15 protein-coding genes, 1 tRNA gene, 2 rRNA genes and 1 pseudogene are annotated in these 18,833 nt (G+C 41.0%); 16 read left to right on the plus strand and 3 right to left on the minus strand.

The genetic code is table 11. The annotated features are described in order from the left end of the window. Positions 1-11: 11 nt before the first annotated feature. Positions 12-1,261: pseudogene (locus A6J31_RS11095) on the minus strand (ISL3 family transposase). 217 nt (positions 1,262-1,478) lie between these two features. Here A6J31_RS11095 and upp point away from each other — a divergent pair. The 10 genes from upp (at position 1,479) to A6J31_RS11145 (ending at position 9,165) form a co-directional block, all read left to right on the plus strand. Beyond that, the gene (gene upp / locus A6J31_RS11100) at positions 1,479-2,108 is read left to right on the plus strand and encodes a uracil phosphoribosyltransferase (RefSeq protein ID WP_002883819.1); all 630 of its coding nucleotides are present in this window, start codon (positions 1,479-1,481) and stop codon (positions 2,106-2,108) included. A 174-nt stretch (positions 2,109-2,282) separates the two neighbouring features. Beyond that, the gene (locus A6J31_RS11105; protein WP_080611198.1) at positions 2,283-2,873 is read left to right on the plus strand and encodes an ATP-dependent Clp protease proteolytic subunit; all 591 of its coding nucleotides are present in this window, start codon (positions 2,283-2,285) and stop codon (positions 2,871-2,873) included. An 85-nt stretch (positions 2,874-2,958) separates the two neighbouring features. Further along, positions 2,959-3,408 carry a YlbF family regulator gene (locus tag A6J31_RS11110; protein WP_080611199.1) on the plus strand — a complete coding sequence of 150 codons (450 nt, stop codon included), beginning with the start codon at positions 2,959-2,961 and terminating at the stop codon, positions 3,406-3,408. Beyond that, positions 3,401-3,682: a DUF2129 domain-containing protein gene (locus A6J31_RS11115; protein WP_014633923.1), complete on the plus strand. Its 282-nt coding sequence runs from the start codon at positions 3,401-3,403 to the stop codon at positions 3,680-3,682. Before A6J31_RS11110 ends, A6J31_RS11115 begins: the two co-directional genes overlap by 8 nt. 154 nt (positions 3,683-3,836) lie before the next feature. Next, the gene (locus A6J31_RS11120; protein ID WP_073949256.1) at positions 3,837-5,012 is read left to right on the plus strand and encodes an ABC transporter substrate-binding protein; all 1,176 of its coding nucleotides are present in this window, start codon (positions 3,837-3,839) and stop codon (positions 5,010-5,012) included. Between the two features lie 43 nt (positions 5,013-5,055). Then, complete coding sequence (locus tag A6J31_RS11125; RefSeq protein WP_002890014.1) at positions 5,056-5,940, plus strand: branched-chain amino acid ABC transporter permease; 885 nt, start codon at positions 5,056-5,058, stop codon at positions 5,938-5,940. A gap of 3 nt (positions 5,941-5,943) precedes the next feature. Beyond that, positions 5,944-6,894 carry a branched-chain amino acid ABC transporter permease gene (locus A6J31_RS11130; protein WP_080611201.1) on the plus strand — a complete coding sequence of 317 codons (951 nt, stop codon included), beginning with the start codon at positions 5,944-5,946 and terminating at the stop codon, positions 6,892-6,894. 2 nt (positions 6,895-6,896) lie between these two features. Next, on the plus strand, positions 6,897-7,661 hold the full coding sequence (locus A6J31_RS11135) for an ABC transporter ATP-binding protein (protein ID WP_002883723.1): 765 nt from the start codon (positions 6,897-6,899) through the stop codon (positions 7,659-7,661). Then, on the plus strand, positions 7,661-8,371 hold the full coding sequence (locus A6J31_RS11140) for an ABC transporter ATP-binding protein (protein WP_080611202.1): 711 nt from the start codon (positions 7,661-7,663) through the stop codon (positions 8,369-8,371). Before A6J31_RS11135 ends, A6J31_RS11140 begins: the two co-directional genes overlap by 1 nt. 134 nt (positions 8,372-8,505) lie before the next feature. Beyond that, positions 8,506-9,165, plus strand: a complete 660-nt coding sequence (locus tag A6J31_RS11145) for a CBS and ACT domain-containing protein (RefSeq protein ID WP_038675333.1) — start codon at positions 8,506-8,508, stop codon at positions 9,163-9,165. A 184-nt stretch (positions 9,166-9,349) separates the two neighbouring features. Here A6J31_RS11145 and cysK read toward each other — a convergent pair whose 3' ends face one another. Both cysK and A6J31_RS11155 read right to left on the minus strand, forming a co-directional pair. Continuing rightward, positions 9,350-10,276, minus strand: coding sequence for a cysteine synthase A (gene cysK, locus A6J31_RS11150; protein WP_002883742.1), 927 nt, complete (start codon positions 10,274-10,276; stop codon positions 9,350-9,352). Positions 10,277-10,377: 101 nt separating this feature from the next. Next, a complete protein-coding gene (locus A6J31_RS11155; protein WP_080611204.1) occupies positions 10,378-11,004 on the minus strand; it encodes a YigZ family protein in 627 nt (208 codons plus the stop codon). A gap of 54 nt (positions 11,005-11,058) precedes the next feature. Here A6J31_RS11155 and A6J31_RS11160 point away from each other — a divergent pair, with 54 nt between their 5' ends. The 6 genes from A6J31_RS11160 (at position 11,059) to A6J31_RS11185 (ending at position 18,788) form a co-directional block, all read left to right on the plus strand. Further along, positions 11,059-12,378, plus strand: coding sequence for a DEAD/DEAH box helicase (locus tag A6J31_RS11160; RefSeq protein ID WP_080611205.1), 1,320 nt, complete (start codon positions 11,059-11,061; stop codon positions 12,376-12,378). Beyond that, on the plus strand, positions 12,359-13,021 hold the full coding sequence (locus tag A6J31_RS11165) for a ComF family protein (RefSeq protein ID WP_080611207.1): 663 nt from the start codon (positions 12,359-12,361) through the stop codon (positions 13,019-13,021). Before A6J31_RS11160 ends, A6J31_RS11165 begins: the two co-directional genes overlap by 20 nt. 78 nt (positions 13,022-13,099) lie before the next feature. After that, on the plus strand, positions 13,100-13,648 hold the full coding sequence (gene hpf, locus A6J31_RS11170; RefSeq protein ID WP_080611208.1) for a ribosome hibernation-promoting factor, HPF/YfiA family: 549 nt from the start codon (positions 13,100-13,102) through the stop codon (positions 13,646-13,648). A gap of 419 nt (positions 13,649-14,067) precedes the next feature. Next, positions 14,068-15,615: ribosomal RNA gene (locus A6J31_RS11175) — 16S ribosomal RNA — on the plus strand. Between the two features lie 54 nt (positions 15,616-15,669). Next, a tRNA-Ala gene (locus tag A6J31_RS11180) sits at positions 15,670-15,742 on the plus strand. A 146-nt stretch (positions 15,743-15,888) separates the two neighbouring features. After that, positions 15,889-18,788 (plus strand): 23S ribosomal RNA (locus A6J31_RS11185). Together the 16S and 23S rRNA genes with 1 tRNA gene alongside form the textbook arrangement of a ribosomal RNA operon. Positions 18,789-18,833 lie beyond the last annotated feature (45 nt).

Raw genomic sequence — 18,833 nt, forward strand, 5'->3', positions numbered from 1 at the left:
AAAGCTAACATCTAGAGAGGACCAGATAGGTTTTCTCTTTTTGTATGTTCAGAGTGATGAAAACACGCTTCCTAAAGTTAATAAAGTTTCTAAAACCGAAGCCCAGACGTTTGATGTCTTTGATAAGCTTATTGGTCCCCTTCAATTTTGCATTTGAGTAATGTGTTTCTAGTGCGTTTTTGATGTATGGTTTGTGTCTAAGGAAGGTCCTAAAGATAGTTTTGAAGTAATGATTGACCTTGCTTATATTCTCCTCTATGAGCTCAAAAAACTCATCTACTCTCTTCTCCTGAAAGTGAAAAAGTAAGAGCTGATAAAGTGTATAGTAGTCGGTAAGCTCTTCTGAAAAATCTAGTGTTTTCCCAACAACTTCATGTGGACTTAAGGTTTGACGGAAAGTCTTTGAATAGAAAGAATTGAGAGATAACTTACGGCTGTCCTTTTGAAAGAGTTGCCAGTGATTTTTCAAGGCTCGATAGGGTAGAAGCTTCTTATCGAACTGGTTCATAATCGCAATTCTTGTCTTTAAAAAGGCACGCCCAAGGTGCTGAATAATGTGAAATCGATCAAGAATGATTTTGGCGTTTTGAAAGAGTTTGCGAGCCAGTGGAATATAAGCTCCAGACATATCCATCGTGATAAACTGTACCTGTTGTCGGACTTTCAATGGATACTTCAAAAAGTAGTTTCGTATAGTAGTTTGGCAGCGATTATCAAGGATGGTTATGAGTTTGTTTGTCTCATAGTTTTGAGCAACAAAAGCCAATTCCCCTTTCTTGAACCCAAACTCATCCCAGGACATAACCCTTGGGAGTTTGTCAAAATGTTCCTTGAAAGTAAACTGGTCAAGTTTACGATAGACAGTGGACGTCGATACACGAAGTCTTCTGGCAATATCCGTTAGTGATACCTTCTCAGTTAGGAGTTGTGTAACCTTTTGTCGGACTAGATTGGAGATTTGGCAGTTTTTCTCAACGATAGATGTCTCAGCTACCGTGACTCTCCTACAATTTTTACACTGGAAACGACGTTTTTTCAGACGTAGTAGAGTTGGAGTTCCAGCTTGCTCGAGAAGAGGGATTTTAGAGGTTTTTTGAAAGTCATATTTGATCATCTTTCCTTGGCAGTGAGGACATGATGGTGCAGGATAATCAAGTTTTGCTTGAATCTCGATATGAGTGTCAGATTCAAAAACAAGTGAAATCTTGATATTTTGGTCTTTAATTCCGATTAATTCTGTGGTATTCTTAATAAGTCTCATAAGTTCTTCCTAATGATGGTTTGGTCACTTTTCATTATAGTTCTTATGGGACTTTTTGTGTACACTCAAAAAGCTCTATAATCTCTACAGTGGTTTTACCCACTACAGAAATTATAGAGCCAAAATAATCCTTTTCAAAAACGTTTGCAGTAAAGCAAGCGTTTTTTTTGCCTTTTTGATATAATGGAGTGAATATAAAGCAAAGGAAGAAACTATTATGGGTAAATTTCAAGTTATTTCACATCCACTGATTCAACATAAACTTTCAATCCTCCGTCGTGAGGATACTTCTACTAAGGACTTCCGTGAGCTAGTTAATGAAATTGCTATGCTCATGGGTTACGAAGTGTCTCGTGACCTTCCTCTCGAAGAGGTTGAAATTCAAACACCAATTACTAAAACTGTACAAAAACAACTTTCTGGTAAGAAATTGGCGATTGTTCCAATTCTTCGTGCGGGTATTGGTATGGTCGATGGTTTCCTTAGCCTTGTACCAGCAGCTAAAGTTGGTCATATTGGTATGTATCGTGACGAGGAAACTCTTGAGCCAGTTGAGTACTTAGTAAAATTACCAGAAGACATTGATCAACGTCAGATCTTTGTAGTAGATCCAATGCTTGCGACTGGTGGTTCAGCAATCTTGGCAGTAGACTCACTTAAAAAACGTGGTGCAGCTAATATCAAGTTTGTTTGCTTGGTTGCAGCACCAGAAGGTGTCAAAAAATTGCAAGATGCTCACCCAGATATCGATATTTACACAGCATCTTTGGATGAGAAACTTAATGAAAACGGTTATATTGTTCCAGGTCTTGGAGATGCAGGTGACCGTCTATTTGGTACAAAATAGGTTGAAAAAGGGAAAATTTCCCTTTTTTTACTAGATTAATAAGTTTCAAGTGAAATTGTTTTAGAGTGATTTAGCACTCTTTTGAAAAGAGTGCTAAGAATAATGTTTTTTATTTGACCTAATTTGACTAAAATCATATAATAGCATCAAGACAATATTAAAAGGAGGATTCATATGATTCCTGTAGTAATTGAACAAACATCGCGCGGTGAGCGTTCTTATGATATTTACTCACGTTTGCTCAAGGATCGTATCATCATGTTAACAGGTCCTGTTGAAGATAATATGGCAAACTCAATTATCGCCCAACTCTTGTTCTTGGATGCTCAAGACAACACAAAAGATATCTATCTTTATGTTAATACACCAGGTGGATCAGTTTCGGCAGGTCTTGCCATTGTTGATACAATGAACTTCATCAAGTCTGATGTTCAGACTATCGTTATGGGGATGGCAGCATCTATGGGAACAATTATCGCTTCAAGCGGTACCAAAGGTAAACGTTTCATGTTGCCAAATGCTGAGTACATGATTCACCAACCAATGGGTGGTACTGGTGGTGGTACGCAACAAACAGACATGGCTATCGCAGCTGAACATTTGCTCAAAACGCGTAATAACTTGGAGCAAATCTTGGCGGATAATTCTGGACATCCAATTGAAAAAGTTCATGTAGACGCTGAACGTGACAATTGGATGAGTGCCCAAGAAACGCTTGAATATGGCTTTATCGATGAAATCATGGCTAATAACCAATTAAAATAGACTGAGCTTGTCTTAAATAAAAGTCAGATGCAAATCGGTTGTATAAGGACCGTTTCATCTGGCTTTTTGTGTTATAATAGAAAACATGTTAATAATCAATGAGGAGTTGCTTGCTATTGATCAAGCTATAGATTGTCTTGTTTCGTATTTTCTAAAGCTACCTGAGGTAGAAAATTACCGTTTGAAACGCCAGAAATTCGAAAATGACAGAGAACTTCAAGAGCAACTCTTTGCATTTCAGGAATTAAAGGATAGCTATGATACTGCTAAGGAGTACGAGGCTTTTAGACCAGATGTGAGAGAGTTGAAACGTCAGGTTTTGCGAATGAAGCGCCAAATTGATTTGAACGAGGTGGTTATTGGCTATCGTCAGGCAGAGTTCGATTTGCAGACTATTTTAGCCAATCTTGGTGAGGAGATTGCCCAAGCTGTTTCAGACCAGATTTTTATCGATTCTGGGCTACCTCTTGCCCCTCACAAACCGCATCATAAAAAGGGAGACACTAACATAAAGGAGAAAATGAGTCATGATTAAGCGTCAAGGCATTATTGTTTATTTATACTACAATAGAGACTTACGTAAAATTACCAAGTTTGGGGATGTTGTCTACCATTCTTATAAGATGCGTTACGTGCACCTTTATGTAGATGAGGACAAGGTTGAGGATATTTTGAAAGAGCTCGATGGAATGAAAGCAGTGAAAAAAGTTCTGCCTTCCTACTATTCTGATATTGATATGGACTTTGTAGGTAGTCTGGAACGCTACGACACCTCAGTTCCTGAACCGTTTAAGAACTTTTCTCTTTAATAGGAGAAAAGTTTTTTTATTTTCAAAGAGTTATTCTTAAAGTAATGGAAACGATTACTGTGGCTAAAGTTTAGTTATGTGTAGTTGACAATTGTCTGATAATTCTGTAAGCTATAAGGTGGACTTTTTTAAGAAAATATTAAGGAGAAATCTTATGTCTAAAAAGATCACACTTATTGTGTTAGCCTTTTTTGCTTCCATTTTCTTGGTTGCCTGTGGCAAGTCACCAGATGTGACTGCTAATGCCAATGGTACTAAGATTGGCGATACCATCAAAATTGGTGTTAATATGGAGTTGACAGGTGCCGTTGCAGCCTATGGTAAGGCAGAGCAAAATGGTATTAAGTTGGCCGTTGATGAAATTAACAAAGCTGGTGGCGTCGATGGCAAAAAACTTGAGCTTGTCACAAAAGATAATAAATCTGAAAACGCTGAAGCTTCAACCTCTTCAACGAACTTGGCTATTCAGAGTAATGTAAATGCTATCGTTGGTCCAGCGACATCAGGTGCTGTCGCTGCGGCTAGCCTCGTATCACAAAAAACAGGGGTTCCTTTGTTGACACCTTCTGGTACTCAGGATGACCTTACGGTAGATGCTAACGGAGCTAAGAAATTTGTTTTCCGTACAACCTTTAAAGATAGCTACCAAGGTAAAGTTTTGGCAGCTTATTCTTACAATAATTTGAATGCTAAGAAAGTAGTTCTCTACTATGATAATGCTTCGGATTATGCAAAGGGGATTGCGGATGAATTCAAGCGTGAATATAAAGGTAAAATCGTTACTGAAGCTACCTTTGCTTCAGGTGACAAGGACTATCAGTCAGCTTTGACTAAATTTAAAGACCTTGATTATGATGCGATTGTAATGCCTGGTTACTATACTGAGACTGGTATTATCACTAAACAAGCACGTGACCTTGGAATTGATAAACCAATTCTAGGACCTGACGGATTCAGTGATGCGAAATTTACTGAGCTTGCAGGTAAAAAAAATGCGTCAAACGTCTACTATGTATCAGGGTATTCAACAAATGTTTCTCTTTCTGACAAAGCATCAGGATTCATCGAAGCATATAAAAAAGCTTACAAAACTGAACCAAATATGTTTGCTGCTCTAGCGTACGATTCAGTTTATATGATTGCAGAAGCATCTAAAGATGCGAAAACATCAGTTGATATTGCTGATAACTTAGCACATTTGAAAAACTTTGTCGGGGTTACTGGTAAAATGACGATTGATAAGGATCATAACCCTATTAAAGCAGCTCTTATGGTTAAAAGAGATAATGGTGAAGAAGTTTCAGCGGAAGCCGTTGAAATTGAAAAATAATCTGTTATCTATACTGAAAATGAACTAGAAAGTTTGGTTATATATGTTTTTTGAACAACTTCCCCAACAACTAGTCAATGGTATTATCTTGGGTAGTATCTATGCCCTACTTGCCCTTGGATATACCATGGTTTATGGGATTATCAAATTGATTAACTTTGCCCATGGAGACATCTATATGATGGGTGCCTTCGTTGGTTACTATGCGATTAATAGCCTTGGAATGAATTTCTGGGTTGCCCTTGTCTTTGCTATGCTTGTCTGTGCGATTTTAGGGGTTGTTATTGAGTTCTTGGCTTATCGCCCGCTCCGTAATTCGACACGTATTTCTGCCTTGATTACAGCTATCGGTGTCTCATTCTTCCTTGAGTACATCATGGTTCTATTTGTAGGGGCAGATACACGTTCATTCCCTCAAAAGATTGCAATTGAGACTTATCATCTTGGATCAATCTCTGTAACAAATGTGCAATTGCTTATCTTGGTAGTTGCGCTTGTGCTTATGGTTGCTCTTCAATTGATTGTTAAAAAGACTAAGATGGGTAAAGCTATGCGTGCCGTATCTGTAGACAGTGATGCCGCTGAATTGATGGGTATTAATGTTAATAACACTATTAGCTTCACTTTTGCTCTTGGATCATCACTAGCAGGGGCAGCGGGTGTCCTTATTGGTCTTTACTATAACTCTATCGAACCTCTTATGGGTATGACGCCAGGTATTAAAGCCTTTGTTGCCGCTGTTCTTGGTGGTATCGGTATTATCCCTGGTGCAGCACTTGGTGGATTTGTTATCGGTATTTTGGAGACATTATCAACTGCAATTGGTTTGTCAAGTTACCGTGATGCCATCGTTTATGGTGTCTTGATTGTTATCCTTTTGGTTCGCCCAGCGGGTATCCTCGGTAAAAATGTGAAAGAGAAGGTGTAAGACATGAAGAAAAATCTAAAAGTAAACCTTATTTGGTTTGGTCTTATCATTGGGCTCTTCCTTATCTTGAAAGCTCTTGAACTTTCAGGTATCATGAACCTTTACTACATCCAAATCTTAATGGGGATTGGAATCTCAATCCTTATGGGACTTGGTACTAACTTGGTTCTTGGTTTCTCAGGGCAATTTACACTTGGGCAAGCTGGTTTCATGGCAATTGGTGCCTATTCATCAGCTATCATCACTGGTATGATGCCAACATATGACGGTTTCTACCTCTCAATGGTTGTCGGTGTCATCATCGCAGCTATTGTTGCCCTTATCTTTGGTCTACCTACCCTTCGTTTGAAAGGTGACTACCTTGCCATTGCAACTCTTGGTATGGCTGAAATCATCCGTATCATTATCGTTAATGGTGGTGAATTGACCAATGGTGCCGCTGGTTTGACAGGTATCCTTCCTTATACTAGTTGGCCTGTGATTTATTTCTTTGTGGTAATCATTACAATTTTGGTGCTTAATTTCTTACGTTCAGCAACTGGACGTCAAGCAATCACTCTTCGTGAAGATGAAATTGCTGCTGAGTCAATGGGTGTTAATGTCACAAAAATGAAGGTTCTTATCTTTGTTATCGGTGCCATGATTTCAGCGATTGCTGGCTCACTTTATGTCAGCTACATTGGTACAGTCGTGCCAAAAGACTTCACTATCATGAAATCAATTGATTACCTTATCATTGCCGTTCTTGGTGGTCTTGGATCTATCACAGGTACTATCATTGCCGCTGTTGTTCTTGGTATTATCAACATGTTCCTCCAAAATGTTTCAAACCTTCGTATGATTATTTACGCCTTGGCTTTGATTCTTGTAATGCTCTTCCGTCCAGGTGGACTTCTTGGAACAAAAGAACTCTATCTCTCAAAATTCTTCAATAAATCTAAGGAGGGCAAATAAAAATGGCACTTCTTGAAGTTAAAAATCTAACTAAAAACTTCGGTGGTTTGACTGCCGTTGGTGATGTTTCAATGGAACTCAATGAAGGTGAGTTGGTTGGGCTTATCGGACCAAACGGAGCTGGTAAAACAACCTTGTTCAACCTTTTGACAGGCGTCTATGAGCCAAGTGAAGGAACGGTTACACTTGATGGTACAGTCCTAAATGGTAAAGCACCTTATAAAATCGCTTCACTCGGTTTGTCACGTACTTTCCAAAATATCCGTCTTTTCAAAGACATGACTGTGCTTGAAAATGTTCTTGTTGGTTTGTCAAATAAGCAACCTTCAAATTTCTTTGCATCTCTTTTGCGTTTGCCTAAGTACTATTCAAGTGAGGAAGAGTTAAAAGCAAAAGCTATGAAACTCTTGGCTATCTTCAACTTGGATGGAGAGGCAGATACACTTGCGAAAAACTTGGCTTACGGACAACAACGTCATTTGGAAATTGTTCGTGCGCTTGCAACAGAACCAAAAATCCTTTTCCTTGATGAACCAGCTGCGGGTATGAACCCACAAGAAACAGCTGAATTGACTGCTCATATTCGTCAAATTCAAAAAGACTTCGGTATTACAATCATCTTGATTGAACATGATATGAGTTTGGTCATGGATGTTACTGAGCGTATCTATGTTTTGGAATACGGACGCTTGATTGCAGAAGGAACACCTGATGAAATTAAGAATAACAAACGCGTTATTGAAGCTTACTTGGGAGGTGAAGCATAATGGCTATGTTGAAAGTTGAAAATCTCTCAATTAAATATGGATCTATTGAAGCTGTTAAAAACGTCAGCTTTGAAGTTAATGAAGGTGAAGTTGTAACTCTAATCGGTGCTAACGGTGCAGGTAAGACATCAATTCTTCGTACAATCTCAGGTCTTGTTCGTCCAACTGAGGGAACCATTTCTTATCTCGAAAATGATATCCATAAAACACCTGCACGTAAGATTGTTGCTGAAGGTTTAGCTCAAGTACCTGAGGGACGTCATGTATTTGCAGGATTAACCGTAATGGAAAATCTTGAAATGGGAGCTTTCCTTCATACAAATAAAGAAGAGAACGCAGCTCTCTTGAAAAAAGTCTTCCAACGTTTCCCGCGCCTAGAAGAACGTAAGAATCAAGATGCAGCGACACTTTCTGGTGGTGAACAACAAATGCTTGCAATGGGCCGTGCCCTTATGAGTCGTCCAAAACTTTTGCTTTTGGATGAGCCTTCAATGGGACTTGCTCCAATCTTTATTCAGGAAATTTTTGATATTATCGAAGATATTAAGGCACAAGGGACTACCGTTCTTTTGATCGAGCAAAATGCCAATAAGGCTTTGTCAATTGCAGACCGTGGTTACGTTCTTGAAACTGGTAAAGTGGTTCTTTCAGGTACTGGTGAAGAACTTCTTGCATCAGATGAAGTTCGTAAAGCCTATCTTGGAGGATAAGAAAAAGCGCCCAAGGGCGTTTTTCTATCGTCTCATACTGATTGTAAAATACTAATTTTTCAGTAAAATATTGCAATCGGTTACAATTTGTGTGGTATAATACAAGTAAGAAATCATTCGGAGGAAAATGAAATATGGCAGTAAAAGATTTTATGACGAAACGTGTGGTTTATATCTCACCAGAAACAACAGTTGCAGCAGCTGCAGATATTATGCGTGATAAAGGGTTGCGTCGTTTGCCGGTAATTGAACACGATAAACTTGTTGGGCTTATTACAGAAGGTACAATGGCGGAGGCTTCACCATCAAAAGCAACAAGCTTGTCAATTTATGAAATGAACTATCTCCTTAATAAGACAAAGGTAGGAGATATCATGATTAAGAATGTCCTCACTGTTTCCAAGTATGCTAGCCTTGAGGATGCAATCTATATCATGCTTCAAAATAAGGTTGGAGTTCTTCCAGTTGTGGACAATGACCAAATTTCAGGAATTATCACAGATAAAGATGTCTTTCGTGCTTTCTTAGAAATTTCTGGTTATGGTCAAGCGGGAATTCGTATTGGGTTGGAAGTTCCAGATACTCCACGTGTTTTGGAAAAAATTGCGAACCTTATCGCTAGTGAGAATCTCAACATCGAACGTACAATTGTTGCACCTAAAAATGAAACTGTACTTCGTGTCGAACTCCAAGTTGAAGGAGAGATTGGAATTGATCAACTCAAGAAGGTTTTTGTAGAAGCAGGATTTACAGTTACTGAAATTGCAGAAACAGAAGCAAAAGAGTTAGACTAATAAAAAGGATGAAACAAACTAAATTCTTAAGACTTTAGTTATCTTAAAAAATAGAAAGTTTGTAGGAACAGTTCAGTGGAAATGAGATTATAACCCTTGCTATTTCTAGTAATTAATGAACTACAGGCTTGAACTTTATACAATAAAAAAGAGGCTAGAACATTATGTTCCAGCTTCTTTTTTATTAGTCTTGAAAATCGTAAAGTGTTGTAGAGAGGTAACGCTCACCATTGTCAGGCAAGAGTGTCAAGACTTTTTTGCCTTCGCCAAGCTCAGCGGCAACCTTAAGGGCGGCAGCAATAGCAGCACCTGATGAGATACCAGCTAGGAAACCTTCTTGGCTACCCAATGTACGTGATGTTGCGATAGCTTCATCAGAAGGAATACGCACAACACTGTCATATGATTTTGTATCCAATGTGTCAGGAATGAAACCAGTTGAGATACCTTGAATTTTGTGTGGTCCTGGTTTATCACCATTCAAGACGGCAGATTCGTCAGCTTCAATACCATAAACCTTGATATTTGGATTAGCAGCCTTAAGGGTTTTTGAAACACCTGAAATAGTACCACCAGTACCGATACCAGCAACAAAGGCATCCAAACCTTCTGCACCAAAATCTTCAAGAATTTCTTGACCAGTTGTAGCCGCGTGGACAGCTGGGTTTGATGGGTTGGCGAATTGAAGTGGTACCCAACCGTTGCGTTCAGCAGCAACTTCTTTAGCCTTAGCAATCGCACCCTTCATTCCTTCGCTACCAGGAGTCAATACAAGTTCAGCTCCATAAGCTTGGATGATTTTACGACGTTCAACACTCATTGTGTCAGGCATTACGATAACAACTTTATAGCCCTTAGCAGCCCCAACCCAAGCGAGACCGATACCAGTGTTACCTGAAGTTGGTTCAACAATGGTATCACCAGGTTTAATCGTACCAGCTTTTTCAGCATCTTCAATCATACGAAGAGCAATACGGTCTTTTACTGAAGAACCAGGGTTAAAGGCTTCAAGTTTAACGTAAACATCTGCTGATCCTTCTGGAACAATAGAGTTAAGTTTAATAACAGGTGTTTTTCCAACAAGTTCAGTGATTGAGTTGTAAATTGTCATATTTAAAATCCTCTTAATCTTTGATTGATGGTTTTAAGTATACGACGGTGGGCTCAACTTGTAAAATACATCTTCTTTATCACTGTGATAACGTTTGACTATCAGATAGGAATTTCAACGATTTTCTTTCCAGATTTTTCATAATTAACTTTCCCCTGGTAGAACTCAGTTAGTTCCTGACCGAGTCTTTCAATCTCAGATTCTTCGACAAATAAAGTAGTAGAAACATCTGATAAGAAAGTTGTATCAAATTCTAGGAGTTCTTCTTTTTCAAGGAAGTTGGAGAAGACTTGGTATTGAGAGTAGGTTAACTCTACGGTTAGTCCTGTTAATTCCTTGACTTCTACCCGACCAATTTCTTCAATAGCATGGGCAACGCTACCAGAGTAAGCGCGGATAAGACCACCTGCCCCAAGTTTGATTCCTCCAAAATAACGAGTCACAACAGCTACGACATTTGTAAGTCCTTGTTTTTCTAGAACAGTAAGCATAGGCACACCAGCTGTTCCAGAAGGTTCGCCATCATCACTCGAACGCTTAATTTGACCATCATCTCCAACAATCATTGCAGAGCAAGAATGATTAGCCTTGTGATGCTCTTTCTTAATCTGAGCGATAAACTCTCGCCCTTCTTCCTCACTGCTAATACGTTTCAAGTGACAAATAAAACGAGATTTTTTTATTTCTTCTTCAACGATTCCATCGTTGGCAATAGTTTTGTAATCCATAAAAAAATTTTATCATAAAAAGATGAAATCAAACATATTTTCGAATAGAAAGATATGGTACCTAAAGAATATTATGGACGACTATTTACGAAAGAACAATTGCCAGTGGACTATCACTCAGAGGCATCAACATTAGAAAGTATGATAAAGGTCGATAAACAAATTAGATGTAAAAGATGTTACAGTCAGATAGAGGAAGATTGGCAATTACCGGAAGGTCAGTATTATTGCAGAGCGTGTATTGTCTTTGGCAGAAATCAAGAAGGAAAAGAACTTTATTATTTTCCTTCGAAAACATCTGAAATTGAATTTCCTGTTTTGAAGTGGTTGGGAGAACTGACTCCCTATCAAGCTGAGGTCTCAGAGAATCTTTTAGTAACATATCAAAAACAGAAAGACAGTCTCGTACATGCTGTGACCGGTGCTGGTAAGACCGAGATGATTTATAAAATCGTTGCCTATGTTCTTGAAAATAAAGGTCGTGTAGCTATTGCAAGTCCTCGGGTTGATGTTTGTCGAGAGTTATTTCTTCGTATGCAGGGGGATTTTACTTGTAGTATTTCTTTGCTTCATGCTGAGAGTGAACCATATGATGGAAGTCCGCTTGTAATAGCTACCACCCATCAACTACTAAAGTTTTACCAGAACTTTGACCTAGTTATCGTTGATGAGGTTGATGCATTCCCTTTTGTAGGAAATGTCATGTTAAATCATGCTGTGGAGCAGGCAAAGAAGGAAACTGGTCGATATATTTATTTAACAGCGACTTCTACATTATCTTTAGAGGAGCAAGTTCGACTTGGAGCTTTAGAAAAGCATCACCTTGCTAGACGTTTCCATGGAAATCCTTTAGTACTTCCCAAATTCTTTTGGCAGGGAAGACTACAAAAATCTCTAATGAGAGGCAAGCTTCCAAGACCTCTTGTTTATCAGATTAAAAAGCAACGTAAATCCAAATTCCCTCTATTAATCTTTTTTCCAAATATAGCGATAGGTGAAAAGTTCACTAGCATTCTACAAAACTATCTTCCAGATGAAAAAATGGGCTTTGTTTCCTCAAAAAGTGAGGAGCGTTCAGCTACCGTAGAGCAGTTCCGGGAAAAAGAGTTATCCATCTTAGTGACAACAACTATCCTTGAACGTGGTGTAACCTTTCCACAAGTAGATGTTTTTGTTTGTATGGCAAATCATCACTTATACACTAGTTCGAGTCTTATTCAGATAGGAGGTCGAGTTGGAAGATCTCCAGATAGACCGACAGGGAAGCTTTATTTCTTTCATGAAGGACTATCCAAATCAATGCTTCGTTGCCGAGAAGAAATAAAAGTTATGAATAAAAAAGGAGGATTTAACAATGAAGTGTCTACTATGTAATGACTGGATTGAATCAGTGCCAAAATTAAGAGACCTGATTACGTTTAACCAAAGAGAAGAGTACTCCTGCGTATCTTGTAAAAATCAGTTTAAAAAACTTTCAAAAGAAAGATGTCAAAATTGTAATAAGGAGTTACATAGAGATACCTGTATTGATTGTAAACTTTGGATGAAAAAAGGCTATATTCCTAAGCACCTTGCCATTTATCGTTATGAAGAAAACATGAAAGATTATTTTAGCCGCTATAAATTTATGGGAGACTATTGTCTTAGAAAAATATTTCAAAAAGATATAAGAAATAACTTAAAACCATTTTTTAAAAAAGGTTACGCCATAGTGCCAGTCCCATTATCAGAAGAACGCCTGGTAGAAAGAGGATTCAACCAAGTTGAGGGATTAATAGAGGGAATTCCCTATCAGGATATCTTTGAGAAAAGAGATATTGAGAAGCAATCATCGAAAACACGTGAGGAGCGTTTAAGTCAAGATAATGCCTTCTGTCTCAAGAAAGGTATAGATGTACCAGATAAGATTATTATAGTGGATGATATCTATACAACAGGATCTACTTTATATCAGATGGTTCAACTATTAGAAGCTATTGGTATTAAAGAAGTTTTGACCTTTTCACTAGCTAGATAATAAAAATCCTTGCAAATTTTCATGAAAAGGATATAATATAGATAAAGAAAACGCTAACAAGCGAGAAAGAGGTCTTTTATGATTAAATATAGTATCCGTGGCGAAAACATCGAAGTAACTGAAGCACTTCGTGACTATGTTGAAAGTAAACTTAGCAAAGTTGAAAAATACTTCAACGAAGACCAAGAATTGAATGCACGTGTAAATCTTAAGGTTTATCGCGAAAAGACAGCTAAAGTAGAGGTTACTATTCCAACAGGTTCTGTAACACTAAGAGCAGAAGATGTTTCGCAAGATATGTATGGTTCTATTGACCTAGTGGTTGATAAGATTGAAAGACAAATCCGTAAAAACAAAACAAAAATTGCACGTAAGCATCGTGAAAAAGTTCCAACAAGAGAAGTATTCTCAGCTGATTTTAATAACGAACAAGTTGAAGAAGCACCAGCTGTTGAAGTTGTAAGAACTAAAAACATTGAGTTGAAACCAATGGATGTTGAAGAAGCTATCCTTCAAATGGAATTGTTGGGTCATGACTTCTTTATCTATACTGATAGCGAGGATCATACAACTAATGTTCTTTACAAACGAGAAGACGGTAACTACGGTTTGATTGAAGCTAAATAATTAAAAAAGAAGGGAAGTAGGTTGAGAGACATGCTTCCTTTATTTTTTGAAAAAACCTATTGACAAGCATTTATTTGGGTGTTAAGATATAAAAGTTGTCTTAACTGACTTGCCACAAACTTGAAAAGGTTCCAAAACTTTAAAAAAGTTATTGACAAGACAGGCCAGAGATGATATTATAAATAAGCTGTTTCGCGAGAGATAGCAGACACGAGAAGTAAAAAAACTTCAAAAAAGTGTTGACAAGGTATTCTAGATTTGCTAGAATATAGAAGTTGTCTTAAGAGAGACAAAGACCTTTGAGAACTGAATAAGAAACCAAGTGCAGGGTTATGATAGAAGAATTATAACCTGTCAATTTACAAGAATAAATCGTCAGACGACGGTAATGAGTTAACGCTCGAACAATTATTAAATTTTTTAATGAGAGTTTGATCCTGGCTCAGGACGAACGCTGGCGGCGTGCCTAATACATGCAAGTAGAACGCTGAAGAGAGGAGCTTGCTCTTCTTGGATGAGTTGCGAACGGGTGAGTAACGCGTAGGTAACCTGCCTTGTAGCGGGGGATAACTATTGGAAACGATAGCTAATACCGCATAACAATGGATGACACATGTCATTTATTTGAAAGGGGCAATTGCTCCACTACAAGATGGACCTGCGTTGTATTAGCTAGTAGGTGAGGTAACGGCTCACCTAGGCGACGATACATAGCCGACCTGAGAGGGTGATCGGCCACACTGGGACTGAGACACGGCCCAGACTCCTACGGGAGGCAGCAGTAGGGAATCTTCGGCAATGGGGGCAACCCTGACCGAGCAACGCCGCGTGAGTGAAGAAGGTTTTCGGATCGTAAAGCTCTGTTGTAAGTCAAGAACGAGTGTGAGAGTGGAAAGTTCACACTGTGACGGTAGCTTACCAGAAAGGGACGGCTAACTACGTGCCAGCAGCCGCGGTAATACGTAGGTCCCGAGCGTTGTCCGGATTTATTGGGCGTAAAGCGAGCGCAGGCGGTTTGATAAGTCTGAAGTTAAAGGCTGTGGCTCAACCATAGTTCGCTTTGGAAACTGTCAAACTTGAGTGCAGAAGGGGAGAGTGGAATTCCATGTGTAGCGGTGAAATGCGTAGATATATGGAGGAACACCGGTGGCGAAAGCGGCTCTCTGGTCTGTAACTGACGCTGAGGCTCGAAAGCGTGGGGAGCGAACAGGATTAGATACCCTGGTAGTCCACGCCGTAAACGATGAGTGCTAGGTGTTGGATCCTTTCCGGGATTCAGTGCCGCAGCTAACGCATTAAGCACTCCGCCTGGGGAGTACGACCGCAAGGTTGAAACTCAAAGGAATTGACGGGGGCCCGCACAAGCGGTGGAGCATGTGGTTTAATTCGAAGCAACGCGAAGAACCTTACCAGGTCTTGACATCCCGATGCTATTTCTAGAGATAGAAAGTTACTTCGGTACATCGGTGACAGGTGGTGCATGGTTGTCGTCAGCTCGTGTCGTGAGATGTTGGGTTAAGTCCCGCAACGAGCGCAACCCCTATTGTTAGTTGCCATCATTCAGTTGGGCACTCTAGCGAGACTGCCGGTAATAAACCGGAGGAAGGTGGGGATGACGTCAAATCATCATGCCCCTTATGACCTGGGCTACACACGTGCTACAATGGTTGGTACAACGAGTTGCGAGTCGGTGACGGCAAGCTAATCTCTTAAAGCCAATCTCAGTTCGGATTGTAGGCTGCAACTCGCCTACATGAAGTCGGAATCGCTAGTAATCGCGGATCAGCACGCCGCGGTGAATACGTTCCCGGGCCTTGTACACACCGCCCGTCACACCACGAGAGTTTGTAACACCCGAAGTCGGTGAGGTAACCTTTTGGAACCAGCCGCCTAAGGTGGGATAGATGATTGGGGTGAAGTCGTAACAAGGTAGCCGTATCGGAAGGTGCGGCTGGATCACCTCCTTTCTAAGGAAAAACGGAATGTACTTGAGTTTCTTATTTAGTTTTGAGAGGTCTTGTGGGGCCTTAGCTCAGCTGGGAGAGCGCCTGCTTTGCACGCAGGAGGTCAGCGGTTCGATCCCGCTAGGCTCCATTGAATCGAAAGATTCAAGTATTGTCCATTGAAAATTGAATATCTATATCAAATTCCATATGTAATTAAATACATATAGATAGTAACAAGAAAATAAACCGAAACGCTGTGAATATTTAATGAGTTAGGTCGAAAGACCAAAATAAGGTTAAGTTAATAAGGGCGCACGGTGGATGCCTTGGCACTAGAAGCCGATGAAGGACGTGACTAACGACGAAATGCTTTGGGGAGCTGTAAGTGAGCAATGATCCAGAGATGTCCGAATGGGGGAACCCGGCAGGTAATGCCTGTCACTCATTACTGTTAAGGTAATGTAGAGGAAGACGCAGTGAACTGAAACATCTAAGTAGCTGCAGGAAGAGAAAGCAAAAGCGATTGCCTTAGTAGCGGCGAGCGAAACGGCAAGAGGGCAAACCGAAGAGTTTACTCTTCGGGGTTGTAGGACTGCAACGTGGACTTAAAGATTATAGAAGAACTACCTGGGAAGGTAGGCCAAAGAGAGTAATAGCCTCGTATTCGAAATAGTCTTTATACCTAGCAGTATCCTGAGTACGGCGAGACACGAGAAATCTCGTCGGAATCTGGGAGGACCATCTCCCAACCCTAAATACTCTCTAGTGACCGATAGTGAACCAGTACCGTGAGGGAAAGGTGAAAAGCACCCCGGGAGGGGAGTGAAATAGAACCTGAAACCGTGTGCCTACAACAAGTTCGAGCCCGTTAATGGGTGAGAGCGTGCCTTTTGTAGAATGAACCGGCGAGTTACGATATGATGCGAGGTTAAGTTGAAGAGACGGAGCCGTAGGGAAACCGAGTCTTAATAGGGCGCATTAGTATCATGTCGTAGACCCGAAACCATGTGACCTACCCATGAGCAGGTTGAAGGTGAGGTAAAACTCACTGGAGGACCGAACCAGGGCACGTTGAAAAGTGCTTGGATGACTTGTGGGTAGCGGAGAAATTCCAAACGAACTTGGAGATAGCTGGTTCTCTCCGAAATAGCTTTAGGGCTAGCGTCGATGTTAAGTCTCTTGGAGGTAGAGCACTGTTTGGGTGAGGGGTCCATCCCGGATTACCAATCTCAGATAAACTCCGAATGCCAACGAGATATAATCGGCAGTCAGACTGCGAGTGCTAAGATCCGTAGTCGAAAGGGAAACAGCCCAGACCACCAGCTAAGGTCCCAAAATATATGTTAAGTGGAAAAGGATGTGGGGTTGCACAGACAACTAGGATGTTAGCTTAGAAGCAGCTATTCATTCAAAGAGTGCGTAATAGCTCACTAGTCGAGTGACCCTGCGCCGAAAATGTACCGGGGCTAAAACATATTACCGAAGCTGTGGATACCTTTATAGGTATGGTAGGAGAGCGTTCTATGTGCGAAGAAGGTGTACCGTGAGGAGTGCTGGAGCGCATAGAAGTGAGAATGCCGGTATGAGTAGCGAAAGACAGGTGAGAATCCTGTCCACCGTAAGACTAAGGTTTCCAGGGGAAGGCTCGTCCGCCCTGGGTTAGTCGGGACCTAAGGAGAGACCGAAAGGTGTATCCGATGGACAACAGGTTGATATTCCTGTACTAGAGTATATAGTGATGGAGGGACGCAGTAGGCTAACTAAACCAGACGATTGGAAGTGTCTGGCCAAGCAGTGAGGTGTGATATGAGTCAAATGCTTATATCTATAACATTGAGCTGTGATGGGGAGCGAAGTTTAGTAGCGAAGTTAGTGATGTCACACTGCCGAGAAAAGCTTCTAGCGTTAATTATACTCTACCCGTACCGCAAACCGACACAGGTAGTCGAGGCGAGTAGCCTCAGGTGAGCGAGAGAACTCTCGTTAAGGAACTCGGCAAAATGGCCCCGTAACTTCGGGAGAAGGGGCGCTGACTTATGGTCAGCCGCAGTGAATAGGCCCAAGCAACTGTTTATCAAAAACACAGCTCTCTGCTAAATCGTAAGATGATGTATAGGGGGTGACGCCTGCCCGGTGCTGGAAGGTTAAGAGGAGTGCTTAGCAATAGCGAAGGTATGAATTGAAGCCCCAGTAAACGGCGGCCGTAACTATAACGGTCCTAAGGTAGCGAAATTCCTTGTCGGGTAAGTTCCGACCCGCACGAAAGGCGTAATGATTTGGGCACTGTCTCAACGAGAGACTCGGTGAAATTTTAGTACCTGTGAAGATGCAGGTTACCCGCGACAGGACGGAAAGACCCCATGGAGCTTTACTGCAGTTTGATATTGAGTATCTGTACCACATGTACAGGATAGGTAGGAGCCTATGACCTCGGGACGCCAGTTTCGAGTGAGGCGTTGTTGGGATACTACCCTTGTGTTATGGCTACTCTAACCCAGATAGGTTATCCCTATCGGAGACAGTGTCTGACGGGCAGTTTGACTGGGGCGGTCGCCTCCTAAAAGGTAACGGAGGCGCCCAAAGGTTCCCTCAGAATGGTTGGAAATCATTCGCAGAGTGTAAAGGTATAAGGGAGCTTGACTGCGAGAGCTACAACTCGAGCAGGGACGAAAGTCGGGCTTAGTGATCCGGTGGTTCCGCATGGAAGGGCCATCGCTCAACGGATAAAAGCTACCCTGGGGATAACAGGCTTATCTCCCCCAAGAGTTCACATCGACGGGGAGGTTTGGCACCTCGATGTCGGCTCGTCGCATCCTGGGGCTGTAGTCGGTCCCAAGGGTTGGGCTGTTCGCCCATTAAAGCGGCACGCGAGCTGGGTTCAGAACGTCGTGAGACAGTTCGGTCCCTATCCGTCGCGGGCGTAGGAAATTTGAGAGGATCTGCTCCTAGTACGAGAGGACCAGAGTGGACTTACCGCTGGTGTACCAGTTGTTCTGCCAAGAGCATCGCTGGGTAGCTATGTAGGGAAGGGATAAACGCTGAAAGCATCTAAGTGTGAAGCCCACCTCAAGATGAGATTTCCCATGATTTTATATCAGTAAGAGCCCTGAGAGATGATCAGGTTGATAGGTTAGAAGTGGAAGTGTGGTGACACATGTAGCGGACTAATACTAATAGCTCGAGGACTTATCCAAAGAAAGTAACTGAGACATATTGACAACGATTTGGTTTCTTGATAT

Origin of the sequence: Streptococcus sp. FDAARGOS_192, from assembly GCF_002073815.2 — a bacterium.
GTDB classification, from domain to species: domain Bacteria; phylum Bacillota; class Bacilli; order Lactobacillales; family Streptococcaceae; genus Streptococcus; species Streptococcus salivarius_H.

Coding starts and splice junctions, on each gene's coding strand:
- upp (WP_002883819.1), top strand. CDS start 1,479: ATGGGTAAATTTCAAGTTATTTCACATCCACTGATTCAACATAAACTT.
- A6J31_RS11105 (WP_080611198.1), top strand. CDS start 2,283: ATGATTCCTGTAGTAATTGAACAAACATCGCGCGGTGAGCGTTCTTAT.
- A6J31_RS11110 (WP_080611199.1), top strand. CDS start 2,959: ATGTTAATAATCAATGAGGAGTTGCTTGCTATTGATCAAGCTATAGAT.
- A6J31_RS11115 (WP_014633923.1), top strand. CDS start 3,401: ATGATTAAGCGTCAAGGCATTATTGTTTATTTATACTACAATAGAGAC.
- A6J31_RS11120 (WP_073949256.1), top strand. CDS start 3,837: ATGTCTAAAAAGATCACACTTATTGTGTTAGCCTTTTTTGCTTCCATT.
- A6J31_RS11125 (WP_002890014.1), top strand. CDS start 5,056: ATGTTTTTTGAACAACTTCCCCAACAACTAGTCAATGGTATTATCTTG.
- A6J31_RS11130 (WP_080611201.1), top strand. CDS start 5,944: ATGAAGAAAAATCTAAAAGTAAACCTTATTTGGTTTGGTCTTATCATT.
- A6J31_RS11135 (WP_002883723.1), top strand. CDS start 6,897: ATGGCACTTCTTGAAGTTAAAAATCTAACTAAAAACTTCGGTGGTTTG.
- A6J31_RS11140 (WP_080611202.1), top strand. CDS start 7,661: ATGGCTATGTTGAAAGTTGAAAATCTCTCAATTAAATATGGATCTATT.
- A6J31_RS11145 (WP_038675333.1), top strand. CDS start 8,506: ATGGCAGTAAAAGATTTTATGACGAAACGTGTGGTTTATATCTCACCA.
- cysK (WP_002883742.1), bottom strand. CDS start 10,276: ATGACAATTTACAACTCAATCACTGAACTTGTTGGAAAAACACCTGTT.
- A6J31_RS11155 (WP_080611204.1), bottom strand. CDS start 11,004: ATGGATTACAAAACTATTGCCAACGATGGAATCGTTGAAGAAGAAATA.
- A6J31_RS11160 (WP_080611205.1), top strand. CDS start 11,059: ATGGTACCTAAAGAATATTATGGACGACTATTTACGAAAGAACAATTG.
- A6J31_RS11165 (WP_080611207.1), top strand. CDS start 12,359: ATGAAGTGTCTACTATGTAATGACTGGATTGAATCAGTGCCAAAATTA.
- hpf (WP_080611208.1), top strand. CDS start 13,100: ATGATTAAATATAGTATCCGTGGCGAAAACATCGAAGTAACTGAAGCA.